A 13278-nucleotide genomic window follows, 5' to 3' on the forward strand; every position below is an offset into this window, starting at 1 on the left:
GAGGTGGCGGGGCCCGCCGCGTCAGCCCAGTTCGGGCACGACCACCCAGACGCCCTGCCGCATCACGCCCTTCAGCGTGAAGTCGGCGTCGAACACCAGCAGGTCGGCGTCCTTGCCGGGCTCCAGGGAGCCGATGCGGTCGTAACGGCCCAGCAGGCGCGCCGGGTTGGCGGACAGCGCGGCCACGGCGTGCTCCACGGGCAGCCGGTCGACGGTCACCGCCCGCCGCAGCGCGCGGTCCAGGGTGAGCGTGGAGCCGGCGATGGAACCGCCCTCCACCAGCCGGGCGACCCCGTCCGTGACCTCGACCTCCAGCGGGCCCAGCAGATACCGGCCGTCGCCGCTGCCGGCCGCGTCCATGGCGTCCGTGATGAACGCGACCCGGCCGTGACCCGCGTGGTGGAAGGCCAACTGCAGCGCGGCCGGGTGCAGATGGGTGCCGTCGTTGATCAGCTCGACGGTCACCCGCTCGTCCTCCAGCAGGGCGGCGATCGGGCCGGGCGCGCGGTGGCCGATCGGCGGCATCGCGTTGAAGAGGTGGGTGGCGACGGTGGCGCCCGCGTCGATCGCCTCGACCGTCTGCTCGTACGTCGCGTCCGTGTGGCCGACGGCGGCGATGACGCCGTGCTCGGCGAGCAGCCGTACCGACTCGACACCGCCGGGCAGTTCGGTGGCGAGCGTGACCATCCTGGCCTGGCCGCGCGCCGCGTCGAGCAGCTTGCGGACTTCCGCCGGGTCCGGGTCGCGCAGCAGCGCCTCGGAGTGCGCGCCCTTGCGGCACGGCGAGATGAACGGGCCCTCGAAGTGGACACCGGCGATCTCCCCCTGCTCGGCCAGCTCCGAGAGCAGGCCGGCCTGGCGGGCGAGGACGTCCATGTCGTCGGTGACGGTGGAGGCGACGAGGGTGGTCGTGCCGTGCGCGCGGTGGGTGCGGACGCCGGCGAGGATCTGCTCCGCGGTGCCGGAGCTGAAGGAGGCTCCGCCGCCGCCGTGGTTGTGGATGTCCACGAAGCCGGGCAGCAGCCAGTGGCCGGTGACGTCGATGACGTCGGCGTTCTCGGGGGCGTGAGCGGCGATGCGGGTGCCCTCGACCGCGATACGCCCGCTTTCGACCACTCCGGTCGGGAGGACTGTGCGGGCGCCGTCGAGGACCAGGCCGTGCGTCCCGAGGTGCGGGTCCGTGAGGGCTGGTCGCGCAGTTCGCCGCGCCCCTGACGGGGCGCTGTCGTCGCGCTCGTTGGCAGCCATCAGGGCATTACCTCCGCAGTAGTAGTCGTAGTCAGCAGGTCCTGGGCGAGGAGCCCGGCCCCCAGACACCCCGCCGTGTCCCCCAGCGCCGCCGGGACGATCGCCGGCAGCTTCTGGAAGGTCACCCGGCTCCGCACGGCCTCCCGCAGCGGCTCGAACAGCACGTCCCCGGCCTCCGCGAGGCCGCCGCCGACGATCAGGACCCGCGGGTCCAGGAGGGTGAGGGCCGTGACCAGCCCGTCGGCGAGGGCGGCCACCGCCTCCTCCCACACCCGCACGGCGTTCGGGTCACCGGACGCGACGGACTTCGCGCACTGCGCCGCGTCCGCGTCCGGGTCTCCGGTGGCCGCGGCCCACGCCTCGCTCACCGCGGCGGCCGACGCGTACCGCTCAAGACAGCCGCGCTGCCCGCACGGGCAGGGCACACCCTGCGGCCGTACGACGATGTGGCCGACCTCGCCCGCGAAGCCGTGCGCGCCCGGCTCCACCCGGCCGTCCAGGCCGAAGCCGCCCGCGATACCGGTGCCGAGCGCCACGAAGAAGAAGCGGTCCGCGCCCTTGCCCGCGCCGAGCCGTCCCTCGGCCAGGCCGCCGGTGCGCACGTCGTGGCCCAGGGCGACCGGGATGCCGAGGCGGTCGGCGAGCTCCGCGCGCAGCGGTACGTCGCGCCAGCCGAGGTTGGCCGAGAAGACCGCGACGCCGTTCGGCTCGTCGACTATGCCGGGTACGGCGAGGCCGACCGCGGCCGCGCCCTCGCCGAGCCGGCTCTCGCCGACGGCGTGCAGGTCGGCGGCGAAGTCGAGGATGGCGGCGACGACGGCGTCGGGACCGCGCTCGCGGCCGGTCGCCCTGCGGTCCTGGTGGAGCAGCTCGCCGTCCGGCCCGACCAGCGCGGCCTTCATTCCGGTGCCGCCCACGTCCAGGGCGATGACATGTCTCACGGGAACAGTGTGGCCCTCCGACCCGCAAGAGGTCTAGTCCACTTGCGTGGTGTAGACCTTATGGGTCCACATATTGAACAGCGAGACAGTTGGAACAGGGGCAGTGCACGTGCGGCGGCGTAGGGCAGGAATGATCGCGGTGATGTCCGCTACGGGCATGACGGCGGTTCTTGGTGGCTGTGGGACGACCGGATCCTCGGACGTCACCCTCAGACTCGTCGCAGCAGACTACGGAGACTCCGCCGCCAACAGCTCGCAGAAGTACTGGGACCGGCTGGCCAAGGGGTACGAGGCCCAGCACCCCGACGTGAAGGTCGACGTCAGCGTCTACTCGTGGAACGACGTGGACCGCAAGGTCAAGGACATGGTCGCCGCCGGCGACGCGCCCGACCTGGCGCAGATCGGCGCGTACGCCGACTACGCGGCCGCCGGCGACCTGTACGAGGCCGGCGACCTGCTCTCCATCCCGGTCCAGGCCGACTTCCCCTCCCAGCTCGCCGAGGCGGGCCAGTGGAACCACGCGCAGTACGGCATACCCTTCGCCGCGTCCACGCGCGTCCTCTTCTACAACAAGACCCTCTTCTCCGAGGCCGGCATCACCCCGCCCACCACCTGGGACGACCTCGCGGCCGACGCGAAGGCCCTCAAGGCGCACGGCGTGACGTACCCGTACGCGCTGCCGCTCGGCTCCGAGGAGGCCCAGGCGGAGACCATGCAGTGGCTGCTCAGCGGAGGCGGCGGCTACACCGACGACATCGGCACGTACACGATCGACTCCTCGCAGAACGTCGAGACCTTCACCTGGCTCAAGGACGAGCTGGTGGGCAAGGGCCTGACCGGACCGACCGCGCCCGGCAGGCTCAACCGGGCGACGGCGTTCGCGGCGTTCGCCGACGGCCAGGTCGGCATGCTCAACGGCCACCCCACGCTCATCAAGCAGGCCGAGAAGAAGGGCGTGAAGTTCGGCGCCGTCCCGATGCCCTCCCGCGCCGGCCAGAGCACCAGCACCCCGTCCATGGGCGTCACCGACTGGATGGCGGCCTTCAAGCAGAACGGCCACGCGGAGCAGGTCGGCGACTTCCTCGACTACGTCTACAGCGAGAAGAACGTCCTCGACTTCTCCCGCGAGTACGGCCTGCTCCCGGTCACCACGTCCGCGTCCCAGACGATGACCGACTCCTCGCGGGCCCAGGACAAGCAGCTCCGTCCCTTCCTCGAACAGCTGCCCACCTCCGAGCTGTACCCGGCGGGCAAGACCTCGTGGGCCGCGGTCAGCGCGGACGTCAAGAAGCAGATCGGCACGGCGGTCGCGTCCACCGGCGACCCGACCGGCGTGCTCACCCGGCTCCAGTCCGAGGCGACGGCGGCCGACAGCCGTACGACGACGGGCTGAGCGCTACGGTTCTCGGCATGGACCGGGAAGAACTGGGCGCACGCGAGCTGGCGATCCTCGCTCTGGAACGCCGGGGCTTTGCGAGCCCCGGCGCCAAGGAGCGGGTGATCCGCGAGGAACTGGACCTGGCGCCGGTGCGCTACTACCAGCTCCTCAACGCCCTCCTCGACGACGAACGGGCCCTGGCGCACGATCCGGTGACGGTCAACAGGCTGCGGCGGGTGCGGGAGGGGCGGCGGTCGGAGCGGTAGGGGGTACGTGCGGGTCGGTGGGGGCTTGTCGCGCAGTTCCCCGCGCCCCCTAAGGGCGCTCCGATACTGTCGGTCGCATGGGCACCCATTCCACGGAACCCCTTCCGACGCCTCGCACCGTCGCCGGTCGTGACGGTCTCGCCGCTCTCCTCTCGCAGCCGCGTTCCGCGCTCGTCGGGCTCGACTTCGACGGGACGCTCGCGCCGATCGTCGCCGATCCCGAGCAGGCCCGCGCCCACCCGGACGCCGTACCGGCCCTCGCCGCCCTCGCGCCCAAGGTGGCCTCCGTCGCCGTCATCACCGGCCGGCCCACCGACATCGCCGTCCGCTACGGCGGTTTCGCCGGGGTGCCCGGCCTGGACCACCTCGTCGTCCTCGGCCACTACGGCGCCGAACGCTGGGACGCGGCCACCGGCGAACTCACCACGCCGCCCGCGCACCCCGGCATCGCCGCCGTCCGCGCCGAACTCCCGGCCGTCATCGACGCCGCGGGGGCGCACGGCACCTGGACCGAGGACAAGGGCCACGCCCTGGCCGTCCACACCCGCCGGGCCGACGACCCGCAGGCCGCCTTCGAGGCCCTGCGCGCCCCGCTGACCGACCTGGCCACCCGCCACGCCCTGATCGTCGAACCGGGCCGCCTGGTGCTGGAACTCCGCCCGCCGGGCATGGACAAGGGCGTGGCCCTGCGCGCCTACGCACGGGAGATCGGCGCGGGCGCGATCCTCTACGCCGGCGACGACCTGGGGGACATCCCGGCCTTCACGGCGGTGGAGAAACTGCGCGAGGAAGGCGTCCCGGGCCTGCTGGTGTGCAGCGGCAGCGCGGAGGTCACGGAACTGGCCGACCGAGCCGACCTGGTGGTCGACGGCCCGCAAGAAGTAGTCCGCCTCCTGAAATCACTGGCCGAGCAAAGCGCCCCGTAAGGGGCGCTGGGGGTGCCCCCGGCCGAAGGCTGGGGGAGGAACTGCGCGACCAGCCCCCACCGGCCCGCGGCCAAGGAACTCAGCCCCGCAACGCCGCCAGCTGCTCAAGGAACCACGCCGCGGGCGGCAACGCCGTAGCCGCCGCGGCCAACCGCTTCGACCGCTCCGCCCGCTCCTCGTCCCCCATGGTCAACGCCTCCTGCAAGGCGCCGGCGGTCCCGACGATGTCGTAGGGGTTCACCACCACCGCGTCCTCGCCCAGCTCCTCGTACGCACCCGCCTCCCGCGAGAGCACCAGCGCGCACCCCGCGTCCGAGACCAGCGGGATCTCCTTGGCGACCAGGTTCATGCCGTCCCGGATCGGGTTCACCAGGGCCACGTCGGCCAGCCGGTAGGCCGCCAGCGACCGGGCGAAGTCGTCCTTCACGTGCAGCACGACCGGCGTCCAGCCCGCCGTCCCGTACGCCGCGTTGATCTCGTCGGCGACCCGCTGCACCTCGGCCGTGTAGTCGCGGTACACGGCGAGGTCCTGCCGCGAGGGGTACGCGAACGCCACGTGCACCACCCGCTCCCGCCACTCGGGGTGGTCGTCGAGCAGCTGCCGGTACGCCAGCAGGCCCCGCACGATGTTCTTCGACAGCTCGGTCCTGTCCACCCGGACGATCGTCCGGCGGCCCTCGCCGATCTCCTCCCGCAGCGCCCGCATCCGCTCGTCCACGTCCGGCTCGTGCGACCGCTTGCGCAGGAACTCCGCGTCGGCGCCCAGCCCGTGCACCCCGATCCGGGTCTCACCGGCCGCCGGGATACCCGGGCCCAGCACCGCGTGACAGCAGGCCACGAACGCGTCCGCCCACCGCCGGGTCAGGAACGCCGCGTGGTCCGCGCCCAGGATCCCGCCGAGCAGCTCCGCCGCGATGTCGTCGGGGAGCAGCCGGAAGTAGTCCGGCGGCGCCCACGGGGTGTGCGAGAAATGGCCGATACGCAGGTCCGGGCGCAGCCGGCGCAGCATCCGCGGGGCCAGCGCCAGGTGGTAGTCCTGGATGACGACCACCGCGCCCTGGCCCGCCTCCTGCGCCAGCGCCTCCGCGAACGCCTGGTTGTAGGCCTGGTACGACGCCCACTGGCGCCGGAACTCCGCGTCGAAGACCGGCTCCAACGGGGTCTGGTAGAGCATGTGGTGCACGAACCAGAGCGCCGAGTTCGCGATGCCGTTGTAGGCGTCCGAGAACACGTCCGGGGCGATGTCGAGCATCCTGACCTGCTGCCCGCCGGTGTCCCCGGCCGGCAGCCGGCCGCCCTCGACCCGCCGCGCCGCCTCCCGGTCGCCGTCGCTCAGCGCCGCGCACACCCACACCGCGTCCGCGTCCGGCCCGATCGCCGACAGACCCGAGACCAGGCCGCCGCCGCCCCGTTTGGCGTGCAGCGAACCGTCGTCGCGCATCTCGTACGAAACCGGGCCGCGGTTGGACGCGACCAGCACCTCAGCACCGCCGGTGGAAGACATACGCCTCAACCTAGCCCGGCCCGGAAACGCTCAAACGTGCGGTCACGTCCGACGCGCCGCCGTATACGGCCGTACGTCGAAGTCACGCCACCCGGCGTTCGGCGTACTCGGTGATCTCCGCCATCGGCGGCCGTTCCTCGGTGTCCACGGAGTAGGTGCGCGGCTCGAAGCCGTCCTCGCCCCGTTCGAACTGGGTCAGGGCGGGCCGGATCAGATGGCCGCGGGCCAGCCGCAGCTGGGCGGTGCGGTAGATCGCGGCGGACATCCGGCCGAGGGCCTGGCCGTCCTGGTGGCGGTGCTTGCGCACCCCGACGTCGACCTGCGCCAGGGCGTCCAGGCCGACCAGGTGCAGGGCGTCGACCAGCATGCCCAGCTCCACGCCGTAGCCGACCGGGAACGGGAGCTGTTCGAGGAGCGAGCGGCGGGCCGCGTACTCGCCGCCGAGCGGCTGGACGAACCCGGCCAGCTGCGGCCAGTGCATGTTCAGCAGCGGGCGGGCCATCAGCTCGGTGACCCGGCCGCCCTGCCCTGCCGAGCCGGCCAGCGGGCGGTCGTACATCGCCTTGACCAGGTCCACGTCCGGGTCGGTCAGCAGCGGGCCGACGATCCCGATGACGAAGTCGGAGGAGAACTCCCTCAGGTCGGCGTCGACGAAGCAGACGATGTCCCCGGTGGTGACCAGGAGCGAGCGCCACAGCACCTCGCCCTTGCCGGGGACGGCGGGGATGCGCGGCAGGATCGTGTCGCGGTGCACGACCCGGGCACCGGCCGCCGCGGCCACCGCCGCCGTACGGTCGGTGGAACCGGAGTCGACGACCACGACCTCGTCGACGAGCGGCGCCTGCCGCATCAGGTCGTGGCGGATGATCGCCACGATGTCACCGACGGTCTCCTCCTCGTTGAGCGCGGGCAGCACGACGGAGACGGTCTGACCGGTGCGCTGCTTGGCGGCGAGTATCCGGTGCAGCGGACGTTCGCTCATGGACCAGGAGCGGGTGGCCAGCCAGCGCTCGACTTCTTCCAGCACAGTCAGCGGCTCCTCACTGTCACGATCACACTGCGAGGTGTGACCCATCTCGCGGTTCGGACGACTATCTCAACTGTCCTGGCCTTCGGTTACAGTCTTGAACAACGCCGATGACCATCGCATGTCCTGGGGTCACCGGCCGTTGACAACCGCATACCGCTCATCCAGAGGGGCAGAGGGATACGGCCCGATGAAGCCCCGGCAACCCTCCAGTCGGCTCTCGCTGATCGCTGTCGATCACTCGCGGGGCTCCCGGCTAGGGAAGGTGCCAAATCCGTCTCACGGCGAAATGCGTCGTGAGGAAGATGAGGAGAAAGGGCCTCGCCTCACATGGCTGTGCAGACTGCTGCGACCACCACCGACCCCGCGACCGTCGACCTCGGACCCGCCACCGCGCTGAGCTGCCGCGAGTGCGGTCACCGCGTGCCGCTCGGCCCGGTGTTCGCCTGCGAGGAGTGTTTCGGCCCGCTCGAGATCGCGTACGACTTCTCGGCCTACGACACCGAGGAACTGCGCAAGCGCATCGAAGCGGGTCCCGCGAACATCTGGCGCTACGCGCCGCTGCTGCCCGTCCCCGCGGACGTGGCGACCAAGCCGAACATCAACCCGGGCTGGACCAAGCTCGTCCAGGCCGACAACCTGGCCAGGGAGCTGGGCGTCACCGGCGGCCTGTACGTCAAGGACGACTCCGGCAACCCGACGCACTCCTTCAAGGACCGGGTCGTCGCCCAGGCCGTCGAGGCCGCGCGTGCCTTCGGCTACACCACGCTCTCCTGCTCCTCCACCGGCAACCTCGCCGGCGCGGTCGGTGCCGCCGCCGCGCGGGCCGGCTTCCGCTCCTGCGTGTTCATCCCGCACGACCTGGAGCAGGGCAAGATCGTCATGGCCGCGATCTACGGCGGCGAGCTCGTCGGCATCGAGGGCAACTACGACGACGTGAACCGTTTCTGCTCCGAGCTGATCGGCGACTCGGCCGGTGAGGGCTGGGGCTTCGTCAACGTCAACCTGCGGCCCTACTACGCGGAGGGCTCCAAGACCCTGGCGTACGAGATCTGCGAGCAGCTCGGCTGGCGGATCCCGGACCAGCTGGTCGTGCCGATCGCCTCGGGCTCGCAGCTCACGAAGATCGACAAGGGGCTCCAGGAGCTGATCAAGCTCGGGCTGGTCGAGGACCGGCCGTACAAGATCTTCGGTGCGCAGGCCGAGGGGTGCTCGCCGGTGTCGGTGGCGTACAAGGCGGGCCACGACGTGGTCCGGCCGCAGAAGCCGAACACGATCGCCAAGTCCCTCGCCATCGGCAATCCGGCCGACGGGCCCTATGTCCTGGACATCGCGCGCCGCACCGGCGGTGCGGTGGAGGACGTCACCGACGAGCAGGTCGTCGACGCGATCAAGCTGCTCGCGCGGACCGAGGGAATCTTCGCCGAGACCGCCGGCGGGGTGACCGTCGGCGTCACCAGGAAGCTCATCGAGAATGGGCAGATCGATCCGTCGAAGTCGGTCGTCGTACTGAACACGGGTGACGGACTGAAGACGCTGGACGCCGTGGCGGGGACCGGGCTGACGGCGACCATCCGGCCCACTCTCGATTCGTTCCGTGAAGCCGGGCTCGCCTGAGTCAGCCTTATACATTCCAGCGCGTCGCCCCAACCGGAGGTTCACCCGTGAGCGTCACCGTTCGCATCCCCACCATTCTGCGCACCTACACCGGTGGCCAGGCCGAAGTCAGTGCCGAAGGCGGCACCCTCGGCGAGGTCATCTCCGACCTGGAGAAGAACCACACCGGCATCGCCGGCCGTGTTCTCGACGACGAGGGCAAGCTGCGCCGTTTCGTCAACGTGTACGTCAACGACGACGATGTGCGGTTCGAGCAGGGCCTGGAGACGGCCACCCCGGACGGGGCCGGCGTCTCCATCATTCCGGCGGTGGCCGGCGGCTGACCTGCCGTCCCGCTGACAGGCTGATCGAATGACCGAACATTACCTTCGGTAAGGCCGATCACCGAGTGTTCATCCGATTGCCCCCTCCGTGAGAGAAGCGGAGGGGGCAATTCTGTGTGGTTGAGCGCGGTACAGTTGGGGAACGCGATCCCGATCTCCAGGTCGGGAGCCCTGTATTCGATACCGCGAGGCTGCCAAGAAGTAGCCAAAGTGTGCGGGTTCTACGCGGCTTTTGTGGCTTTTATATGGCCCGACTTGCCCTGAATTCAGCCGAATTCTCACTACATTCCGGACCCTTCCCGTCCAGAATTCTCGTCCGATTGACCTGTTGCAGACGGCAGTTGGGCAGATACATTCAGCCGCGGTCGACGCGTTCCGGCGCACGCCCCCAACCATTGGGGAGTGAGGTCTGACCCGGATCCGCGAAGTGTGGATCTGTGCAAGGGCCAGTAATAGGGGAGTTAGGCATGGCTCAGGGCACCGTCAAGTGGTTCAACGCGGAGAAGGGGTACGGCTTCATCGCGGTCGACGGTGGTGCGGATGTTTTCGTCCACTACAGCGCGATCCAGATGGACGGCTACCGCACCCTGGAGGAAGGTCAGCGGGTCGATTTCGAGATCTCGCAGGGCCAGAAGGGGCCGCAGGCGGACATGGTCCGGCTCGCGACCAGCTGAAGCACGCGCCGACTGACAGCGTCGTTCTTCTTTCTTGTCGGAGGGCTCGTATCCCATGGGGAGTCATGGGTTACGAGCCCTTTGGCATGCTCCGGACATCGAGGTGCCGCGCCCCCGGTCCTGCCGGGGCTCCCGCGCCCGCGCGTGACCCCGCCACCACCCCTGAACGAGCCCCCGCTTCGCGAGGGCGCCTTGCACTCTCGATGGGCGAGTGCTAATCATTGGCGTTAGCACTCTGAAGGTGAGAGTGACAAAAATGGACCGGGTCGGTGAGGCCCGCAGGCCGGGTGGGGCAAAGGACCCACGGGTCGGCGAGCCGTCCGTCGCGGGCGCGGGCGCGGTCCGAAGACTCACCCCCAGTCCTGGAGGGACCACTTCACATGGCCAAGATCATCGCGTTCGACGAGGAGGCGCGGCGCGGCCTTGAGCGCGGTATGAACCAGCTCGCCGACGCCGTCAAGGTCACCCTCGGCCCCAAGGGCCGCAACGTCGTCCTTGAGAAGAAGTGGGGCGCCCCCACGATCACCAACGATGGTGTCTCCATCGCCAAGGAGATCGAGCTGGAGGACCCGTACGAGAAGATCGGCGCCGAGCTGGTCAAGGAAGTCGCCAAGAAGACGGACGACGTCGCCGGTGACGGTACGACCACCGCGACCGTGCTCGCCCAGGCCCTGGTCAAGGAAGGCCTGCGCAACGTCGCCGCCGGTGCCAACCCGATGGCCCTGAAGCGCGGTATCGAGAAGGCCGTCGAGGCCGTCTCCGGTGCCCTCCTGGAGCAGGCGAAGGACGTCGAGACCAAGGAGCAGATCGCCTCCACGGCCTCCATCTCCGCCGCCGACACCCAGATCGGCGAGCTCATCGCCGAGGCCATGGACAAGGTCGGCAAGGAAGGCGTCATCACCGTCGAGGAGTCCCAGACCTTCGGTCTGGAGCTGGAGCTCACCGAGGGTATGCGCTTCGACAAGGGCTACATCTCGGCGTACTTCGCCACCGACATGGAGCGTATGGAGGCGTCCCTCGACGACCCGTACATCCTGATCGCCAACTCGAAGATCGGCTCCGTCAAGGACCTGCTCCCGCTGCTGGAGAAGGTCATGCAGTCGGGCAAGCCGCTGCTGATCATCGCCGAGGACGTCGAGGGCGAGGCCCTGTCGACCCTGGTCGTGAACAAGATCCGCGGCACCTTCAAGTCCGTCGCGGTCAAGGCCCCGGGCTTCGGCGACCGCCGCAAGGCGATGCTGAACGACATCGCCATCCTCACCGGCGGCGAGGTCATCTCCGAGGAGGTCGGTCTCAAGCTGGAGAACACGACCCTCGACCTGCTGGGCCGCGCCCGCAAGGTGGTCATCACCAAGGACGAGACCACCATCGTCGACGGCGCCGGCTCCACCGAGCAGGTCCAGGGCCGCGTCAACCAGATCCGCGCCGAGATCGAGCAGTCCGACTCGGACTACGACCGCGAGAAGCTCCAGGAGCGCCTGGCCAAGCTCGCCGGTGGCGTCGCCGTCATCAAGGCCGGTGCCGCGACCGAGGTCGAGCTCAAGGAGCGCAAGCACCGCATCGAGGACGCCGTTCGCAACGCGAAGGCGGCCGTCGAGGAGGGCATCGTCGCCGGTGGTGGCGTGGCCCTGCTCCAGGCCTCCCAGGTGTTCGAGAAGCTGGAGCTCGACGGTGACGAGGCGACCGGCGCCAACGCCGTGAAGCTCGCCCTGGAGGCCCCGCTCAAGCAGATCGCCGTCAACGGTGGTCTCGAGGGTGGCGTCGTCGTGGAGAAGGTCCGCAACCTCCAGGTCGGCCACGGCCTGAACGCCGCGACCGGCGAGTACGTCGACATGATCGCCGAGGGCATCATCGACCCGGCGAAGGTGACCCGTTCCGCGCTGCAGAACGCCGCCTCCATCGCCGCGCTGTTCCTGACCACCGAGGCCGTCATCGCCGACAAGCCGGAGAAGGCCGCCGCGGCCGCTCCGGGCGGCATGCCGGGCGGTGACATGGACTTCTGATCGACCCTGGTCGATCGCTCGTCCTGACCGAGGGCGGCACTCCCTGTTCGCAGGGGGTGCCGCCCTCGGGCGTTTCCGCGTACTCAGGGTTTCCGTGCGCCCGGTGTCTCCGCGCGTCCGGTGTTTCCGCCGCTCGCGGACATGCGTGCATGGCTTGCCGTTGTGGCACAAACTGCCATCCGGTCAGGGTGTGTCGTTGGTGTGGGGTTCATCTGTTCTTCGGTAGGTGCGCACAGCATCCACTCCATGAAGAAGATCGCCCTCGCCGGTGCGGCCCTCGCGCTCACCGCCGCCTCCGCCTCCCTCACCGCCCCGGCCGCCTCCGCCGCCCCGGCCGGACACGCCTCCTCCGGCCACCGCATCCCGTTCACCGCCGCCACCGTGACCGCGGCCGACGACGGCTCGTACCACCTGGTCTGGAGGGCCCCCGGGGTGCGCTCGGTGACGATCCGCGCCGCCGGGCACGTCGTCGCGCGCGGCGGCGCCACCGGCGACGTGACTGTGAAGGGGCTGCGCGCCGCCGACCGGCAGTGGTTCGACTTCGTGCCCGAGCGCGGCGGCTCGCTGCACCTCGCCGACCGGCTGATCAAGCTGGACGGCACGACCAACTTCCGCGACGCGGGCGGGTACCGCACCAGCGACGGCCACTGGGTGAGGATGGGCGAGATCTACCGCTCCGACGCCCTGAACAACCTCACCGCCGCCGACGCCGCCAAGCTCCGGCGCCTCGGCATCCGCGCCGACTACGACCTGCGCACCGCGTCGGAGCGCGCCTCGGCCCCCGACGTCGTCCCGTCCGGCGTGCGCTACCACGTCGCCGACGTACTGGCCGGCTCGGACATGACCACCACCATGCCGACGACGCCGGAAGCCGCCGTCCAGATGATGGTGGACGGCGAGAAGTTCATGGTCAGCGGCGCCACCGCGCGGACCGCGTACCGCTCCGTCCTCGCCGGTGTCGCCGACCGCCACGGGTACGGCGTCCTCTACCACTGCACGGCGGGCAAGGACCGCACCGGCTGGTCCAGCGCCGCGCTGCTCACCGCGCTCGGCGTGCCCCGCGCCACGGTGACCGCGGACTACCTGGCCAGCAACACCTACCGCGCGTCCGCCAACGCGGCGGCCCTGGCCCAGCTGCCCCCGGCCCAGGCCGCGGTCTACAAGCCGCTTCTGGACGTCCGCACCGAGTACCTGAACTCCGGCTTCGACGAGGTCGCGGACACGTACGGCACCTTCGGCGCGTACCTGAAGCGGGGTCTGGGCGTCGACGGCCGGGAACTGCGCGACCTGAAGCGGGAGTTGCTGGTCGGCTAGCCGGGACGGGAACGGCCGGGTGACCTGGGTCACACGGCTTTCCCGCGGGGACGGGAA

The 13278-nt window shown here is 70.5% G+C and carries 12 protein-coding genes and 1 riboswitch; of the genes, 8 read left to right on the forward strand and 4 right to left on the reverse strand.

The features are described from left to right. Positions 1-21 precede the first annotated feature (21 nt). Together nagA and ACIQOE_RS27315 are read right to left on the reverse strand one after the other, a co-directional pair. On the reverse strand, positions 22-1248 hold the full coding sequence (nagA, locus tag ACIQOE_RS27310) for an N-acetylglucosamine-6-phosphate deacetylase (RefSeq protein WP_365559326.1): 1227 nt from the start codon (positions 1246-1248) through the stop codon (positions 22-24). Next, entirely contained in the window at positions 1248-2189 is a 942-nt protein-coding gene (locus ACIQOE_RS27315) for an ROK family protein (protein ID WP_351321467.1), read from the reverse strand. Before ACIQOE_RS27315 ends, nagA begins: the two co-directional genes overlap by 1 nt. A gap of 130 nt (positions 2190-2319) precedes the next feature. Between ACIQOE_RS27315 and ACIQOE_RS27320 the strand changes: the two genes are divergently transcribed. The 3 genes from ACIQOE_RS27320 to otsB all read left to right on the forward strand — a co-directional run bounded on the left by ACIQOE_RS27320 (position 2320) and on the right by otsB (position 4759). Beyond that, positions 2320-3582: an extracellular solute-binding protein gene (locus ACIQOE_RS27320; protein WP_351321527.1), complete on the forward strand. Its 1263-nt coding sequence runs from the start codon at positions 2320-2322 to the stop codon at positions 3580-3582. A 17-nt stretch (positions 3583-3599) separates the two neighbouring features. Continuing rightward, positions 3600-3833 (forward strand): DUF3263 domain-containing protein, encoded by a 234-nt coding sequence (locus tag ACIQOE_RS27325; RefSeq protein ID WP_401414287.1) that lies wholly within the window; start codon positions 3600-3602, stop codon positions 3831-3833. A gap of 77 nt (positions 3834-3910) precedes the next feature. Continuing rightward, complete coding sequence (gene otsB / locus ACIQOE_RS27330; RefSeq protein ID WP_401414289.1) at positions 3911-4759, forward strand: trehalose-phosphatase; 849 nt, start codon at positions 3911-3913, stop codon at positions 4757-4759. Between the two features lie 79 nt (positions 4760-4838). Here the strand turns inward: otsB and ACIQOE_RS27335 are convergent, their stop codons facing one another. Both ACIQOE_RS27335 and ACIQOE_RS27340 read right to left on the reverse strand, forming a co-directional pair. Next, on the reverse strand, positions 4839-6263 hold the full coding sequence (locus tag ACIQOE_RS27335) for a trehalose-6-phosphate synthase (RefSeq protein WP_401414292.1): 1425 nt from the start codon (positions 6261-6263) through the stop codon (positions 4839-4841). An 82-nt stretch (positions 6264-6345) separates the two neighbouring features. Then, positions 6346-7290 (reverse strand): glucosyl-3-phosphoglycerate synthase, encoded by a 945-nt coding sequence (locus ACIQOE_RS27340; protein WP_401414294.1) that lies wholly within the window; start codon positions 7288-7290, stop codon positions 6346-6348. A 157-nt stretch (positions 7291-7447) separates the two neighbouring features. Further along, positions 7448-7602: riboswitch (SAM riboswitch) on the forward strand. A gap of 18 nt (positions 7603-7620) precedes the next feature. Between ACIQOE_RS27340 and thrC the strand changes: the two genes are divergently transcribed. The 5 genes from thrC to ACIQOE_RS27365 all read left to right on the forward strand — a co-directional run bounded on the left by thrC (position 7621) and on the right by ACIQOE_RS27365 (position 13221). Then, entirely contained in the window at positions 7621-8907 is a 1287-nt protein-coding gene (gene thrC / locus ACIQOE_RS27345) for a threonine synthase (protein WP_362178838.1), read from the forward strand. A 47-nt stretch (positions 8908-8954) separates the two neighbouring features. Continuing rightward, on the forward strand, positions 8955-9230 hold the full coding sequence (locus ACIQOE_RS27350; protein WP_351321454.1) for a MoaD/ThiS family protein: 276 nt from the start codon (positions 8955-8957) through the stop codon (positions 9228-9230). Between the two features lie 467 nt (positions 9231-9697). Next, on the forward strand, positions 9698-9904 hold the full coding sequence (locus ACIQOE_RS27355; protein WP_019057200.1) for a cold-shock protein: 207 nt from the start codon (positions 9698-9700) through the stop codon (positions 9902-9904). Between the two features lie 380 nt (positions 9905-10284). Further along, entirely contained in the window at positions 10285-11907 is a 1623-nt protein-coding gene (gene groL / locus ACIQOE_RS27360) for a chaperonin GroEL (protein ID WP_351321452.1), read from the forward strand. A 246-nt stretch (positions 11908-12153) separates the two neighbouring features. Continuing rightward, positions 12154-13221: a tyrosine-protein phosphatase gene (locus ACIQOE_RS27365; protein WP_365559317.1), complete on the forward strand. Its 1068-nt coding sequence runs from the start codon at positions 12154-12156 to the stop codon at positions 13219-13221. The last annotated feature ends 57 nt before the right edge of the window (positions 13222-13278 follow it).

It is taken from the genome of Streptomyces sp. NPDC091282 (assembly GCF_044757385.1).
GTDB lineage: Bacteria > Actinomycetota > Actinomycetes > Streptomycetales > Streptomycetaceae > Streptomyces > Streptomyces gramineus.